This is a genomic window from Segeticoccus rhizosphaerae (assembly GCF_009192725.1).
GTDB lineage: Bacteria > Actinomycetota > Actinomycetes > Actinomycetales > Dermatophilaceae > Segeticoccus > Segeticoccus rhizosphaerae.
The window spans coordinates 1-3,328 of record NZ_VOHR01000369.1 but is presented as its reverse complement, the minus strand read 5'-3'; the positions used below and the strand labels follow the sequence as shown (position 1 = coordinate 3,328).

Below are 3,328 nucleotides of genomic sequence, written 5' to 3'. Positions count from 1 at the left end.
GCCGCGCACGCTGCCGGCCGGACGCCATACGGACCCGATGGCGATGCGCTCGAGGACCTGGCGGGAGCGCCCGGCGCGGATGGCCTGGGTCGCCCCGGCCCACAGGAAGGCGCCGATGAAGCCGCCCCAGATGATGGTGAACAGCGAAGGCTGTTCGCCGTGCGCCAGCGGCAGGATGATCACCCAGACCAGGACACCGGCAGTCACCGCCCGTCCGCACCAGCCGGCGGCGATCATGCCCTTCTCGCGGCTGCCGGTGATCTTCCAGACCAGGGAGTCGACCAGGAAGCCGCCGTCCAGCGGCAGCCCGGGCAGCAGGTTGAACAGGGCGACGAACCCGTTGGTCCACAGCAGTGCCAGGCCCAGCAGGTGCGGGATGTCGCCGGTCAGCATCGGGGTGATCCACCAGCCGACCAGCGCCAGGATCCCGTTGGCCACCGGGCCGGCGACACTCACCAGGGCGCTGGACCCGGGGGTCGAGTCCGCGGTGTCGTATGCCGTGTGCCCGCCCCACAGGTCGGCCACGATCCGCGACACCTGGTAGCCGCGCCACCGCCCGACCACGGCGTGCGCGGCCTCGTGGAAGAGCACCGAGAAGAGCAGCAGCAATGCGTAGACGAGCGCGACGGCATACGCCTGCCAGCCCAGCTCGGGACGGGCCCGGGACAGGCTGGGACCGAAGGTGGCCACCACGATCAGCACGATGACCGGCCAGGTGCGTCCGAGGTAGACGGGCACGCCGGCGATGCTGCCGATCCGCAGGCCGTGGGGGGTGAGGTGCGCCTTCGCCTTGACGGTGTTGCCGGGGCCGCCGCCGGCAGGTGAGGGCGGCGGCGCCTGGCTCGTCATGCGGTCGAGCCTATGTCAGGGCCCCCGCCTACAGTGCGGTGCATGGTTGCCGCACTGTCCCCGAGCCGGGCCTCCGACTTCATGCAGTGCCCGCTGCTCTACCGCTTCCGGGTGATCGACAAGTTGCCCGAGCCGCCGAGCTCGGCTGCTGCCCGCGGCACCCTCGTGCACTCCGTGCTGGAGCGTCTGTTCGACCTGCCGGCGACCGGGCGCACGCTCGCCGAGGCGACCGCGCTGCTGCCTGCCCAGTGGGAGGCGATGCTCGAGGTCGAGCCGGAGCTGCGGGAGCTGGTGGGGTCCGAGCCGGAGGCGCTGCGGCAGTGGTTCGAGGACGCGGCGGGACTCGTCGAGCGCTGGTTCACCCTCGAGGACCCCACCAGGCTCGAGCCGGCCGAGCGTGAGCTCTACGTCGAGACGGAGCTGGACGGGCTGACCCTGCGCGGCTACGTCGACCGGCTCGACGTCGCGCCGACGGGCGAGGTCCGGGTGGTCGACTACAAGACGGGCAAGAGCCCGTCCGAGCGGTTCGAGTCCAAGGCGCTGTTCCAGATGAAGTTCTACGCGCTGGTGCTGTGGCGGCTGCGGGGCACGGTGCCCGACATGCTGCAGCTGGTCTACCTCGGCAACTCCGAGATCGTGCGCTACGTCCCCGACGAGCGCGACCTGCTGGCCACCGAACGCAAGTTGAAGGCGTTGTGGGTGGCGATCGCCCGGGCCGCGAGCGAGGGCGACTGGCGGCCGAGCAAGAGCCGGCTGTGCGACTGGTGCAACCACCGGGCGCTGTGCCCGGCGTTCGGCGGCACTCCCCCGCCGCTGCCGGAGCACGCCGCCGACCTGGCGCTCGACCCGAGCCGGTCCGGTGAGGCCTCCCCCGACGACGACTAGCTCGGCCGTGGCCCGGCGGGTGGGCCCGGCGATCGAGAGGAATGGCGATCGAGAGGAATACTGTGCACGTGCAACCGACGAGGTTCGGCCTGGTGGGCACCGGCCACTGGGCCCGCGAGGTGCACGCCCCCGGCTTGGCAGGGCATCCCGACGCTGAGCTGGTGGGCGTGTGGGGTCGCGACCAGGGCAAGGCGACCGAGCTCGCCGCCGCGCACGGCGTCACGTCCTACGCCGACGTGGAGGCACTCATCGACGCGGTCGACGCGGTGGCCTTCGCCGTGCCTCCCGCGGTGCAGGCCGAGCTCGCGCTGCGTGCCGCCGCGGCCGGACGGCACCTGCTGCTGGAGAAGCCCGTCGCCACCGATCTGGCCGCCGCGGACCGGCTGCTGGCGGCGGTGGAGGAGGCCGGTGTCAGCACCGTGGTGTTCTTCACCGACCGGTTCGTGCCCGAGCGGGAAGCGTGGTTGCGGGAGCGTCTCGAGTGCGGCGCTCTCGGTGCTCATGCGCAGTGGCTGGCGTCGCTGCGGACGCCGCAGAACCCCTACGCGCAGTCGCTGTGGAGGCAGCAGGAAGGTGCGCTGTGGGACGTCGGTCCCCACGCCCTCTCCGCGCTGCTGCCGGTGCTCGGCCCGGTGGCGGACATCGGCGGCGCCCGCGGTTTCGACGACTTGGTCAGTTTCGTGCTGACCCACGAGGGCGGCGCCACCAGCACCGTCCAGTTGAGCCTCACCATGCCACCGGAGGCGATCCGCTTCAGTCTGGAGTTCTACGACGCCCAGGGCTGGCACGCTCGTCCCGACAGCTCGGTCGAGGTCGTCGTGGCGCAGCAGCGCGCGGTGACCGAGCTGCTCGGGCAGATCCGCGAGGCACGAACCGACCACCGGTGCGGCGTCCGATTCGGCCGCGACGTGGTGGAGCTCCTTCACCGGATCGACCTCGCGCTCGGCGCTCGCTGACTCAGATGGGCCGGGAGTCTCGTGGGTGGGATCGTGTGGACGCCTGGGTGCGCGACCGGCCGCTGGTCCCCGACGTCGCGATGGCCGTGGTCCTGGCGGCTGTGGTGCTGCCCACCTCCGCGAGGGTCGTCCTGGGGGCCACCTGGCCCGTCGGTGGCCGCGTGGCGGTGCTGTCCCTGATGGTGCTGGCCCATGCCGCAGTTGCGTGGCGACGCATCCGACCCCTGCCGGCCTTCGCGTGGGTGGCCGTCGTCATGCTGGTCCTGGTCGTCGTCCCCGACGTGGACGGCCGGGAAGCGGTGGCCTCGGGCGGACCGCTTCCGGCCATCCTGCTGCCGACCGCCCTGGTCTTTCCCATCCTTTTGTATGCCGTGGCCGCCCACGCCCACCCGCCGTGGCCCCTGGCGGCGCTGGCACTGAGCCTGGCGGGGGCGCTCGCCACCACGATCCGGCTGTGGTCGCCCGGGCAGTGGGCCACCTCGGGGTCGTTCCAGGGATCCGGCCTGCGGCTGTTCATCGCCGGCGCCCTGCTGGCCACAGTGCTCGCCCCGTGGGCCCTCGGTCGCCTCCAGCGGGTGCGCACCGCCTACGTGGCGGCGCTCGAGGAGCGGGCCGCGCGTGCCGAGGAGGACCGACGG

At 72.6% G+C, this 3,328-nt stretch carries 4 protein-coding genes; 3 read left to right on the top strand and 1 reads right to left on the bottom strand.

Annotation, left to right across the window (positions count from 1 at the left end):
• Positions 1 to 849: site-2 protease family protein (locus FRW57_RS19140; RefSeq protein WP_152186780.1), on the bottom strand; the 849-nt coding region annotated here is incomplete at its 3' end.
• Between the two features lie 42 nt (positions 850 to 891).
• On the opposite strand from FRW57_RS19140, the gene FRW57_RS19135 reads away from it, so the two are divergent.
• From FRW57_RS19135 to FRW57_RS19125, 3 genes are all read left to right on the top strand, one after another.
• Positions 892 to 1,734 (top strand): RecB family exonuclease, encoded by an 843-nt coding sequence (locus FRW57_RS19135; RefSeq protein WP_152186779.1) that lies wholly within the window; start codon positions 892 to 894, stop codon positions 1,732 to 1,734.
• 68 nt (positions 1,735 to 1,802) lie between these two features.
• The gene (locus FRW57_RS19130; RefSeq protein ID WP_203230419.1) at positions 1,803 to 2,690 is read left to right on the top strand and encodes a Gfo/Idh/MocA family protein; all 888 of its coding nucleotides are present in this window, start codon (positions 1,803 to 1,805) and stop codon (positions 2,688 to 2,690) included.
• Positions 2,691 to 2,737: 47 nt separating this feature from the next.
• The coding region (locus FRW57_RS19125) for a DUF7134 domain-containing protein (protein WP_420853269.1) at positions 2,738 to 3,328 on the top strand (591 nt) is incomplete at its 3' end.